The following is a 1,180-nucleotide window of genomic DNA, read 5'->3' on the forward strand; positions in this document are numbered from 1 at the left end:
GATGGGCACGAGTTAGTACCAGCGGGGATCAGAGCGGATCAGGCGCGCCACTTCCGAGGGTTCGGCATCAAGCTGCTCGTCCAAGTCATGTCGGTCAATAAATCTGCCCTCAACTAGATGGTGGGTTGCCACTTCCAGCAGAGACGCGACGGATGCCAGCCAGCCAACTTGCTGCGGCGTTAGCGGGTCGTTCGCAGCCTGCTTTTTCTCAAAATCGCCGGATGGGCTACCGACAGAACTGACAAAACTAGGTTGTGTCGGTTTTGTCGGTACGGCATCGACCCCTTTTTGGATTTGCTGCATCCAGCGTCCCATCATGCAGCCCTCCGCCAAACGTACCGCTTCGATGGCCGACCGCCCTTCTCGCTAGCAACTTCATAGCCGATGACGATGTGGTTCTCGGCTAAGATCGAGACAGCATCATTCACCGCGTCCAGCGTCTCCAGGCCGGCCCATCCTTTGCGCATCACGTCGCGCGGAGTGAACGGTTCGGGTAGCTTGTCCTTGCGCTCCTGGATCAGCTTTGCGGCCATAAGCGGGGCGTTGATCGCGGCGCCATACAAACGGCACGCATGGGACTTGAGATAATCGGCCCAATCCAGCGCCCTAGCGGTCGCGTGAAGCCCTACAGCTTCGATTCCACCGTCGATTAGGCCGAACAGCAAAGCGAGTCCGGCGATGGTTTGCGGCATCTTCATAAAGTGCGACTGCAATGCCGGATGAATCTCGTCGCGCTTGATTTCGAGCATGTGCTCCGTATACCAAGCGTTGAACAGCTCCTGCGCTTCCGGCACAAAATGAAGCGCGTGACGAGGGTCGTCTGGCATTTGGTCCAGGCGATGAATCACACCCTCGACACGCTCCCTAGCGGCCTGGTTCGGCCAGCGATCTACGAAAGACCACTCTTTGTCGTCATCAGGCCAGACAGCCAATTGCAGGCGCTGCACAAGGCCGTCATCCAACGCACCAGTGACCGCTCCGCGTACCAGCGGCGCTATACGCGACGGCTGAATGCCGCCAATGAGCGAGAGACAGCACGATTCGATGAATACCGTCCCGCGCCCAATCCGGTCATAGACGAAATTTCCGCTGCCGTCGAAACACTCCAGGTAGAAAGCGCGTCCGACCGCGCCGTCCTCTGTCTGCATCGTGGCAAGCCAGCCGCCTAGCTCGTCGCGCA

Annotated in this window: 2 protein-coding genes; both read right to left on the minus strand. The window is 58.9% G+C overall.

What is annotated here, in order from left to right; all coding sequences use genetic code 11:
* Positions 1-12: 12 nt before the first annotated feature.
* Complete coding sequence (locus NA637_RS25060) at positions 13-318, minus strand: hypothetical protein (RefSeq protein ID WP_256075296.1); 306 nt, start codon at positions 316-318, stop codon at positions 13-15.
* Positions 315-1,180, minus strand: an 866-nt coding sequence (locus tag NA637_RS25065) for a DUF3987 domain-containing protein (RefSeq protein ID WP_256075298.1), incomplete at its 5' end; no start/stop codon positions are given. The genes NA637_RS25065 and NA637_RS25060, both read right to left, overlap by 4 nt.

The organism is Stutzerimonas stutzeri, assembly GCF_024448935.1.
Taxonomy (GTDB): domain Bacteria; phylum Pseudomonadota; class Gammaproteobacteria; order Pseudomonadales; family Pseudomonadaceae; genus Stutzerimonas; species Stutzerimonas stutzeri_AO.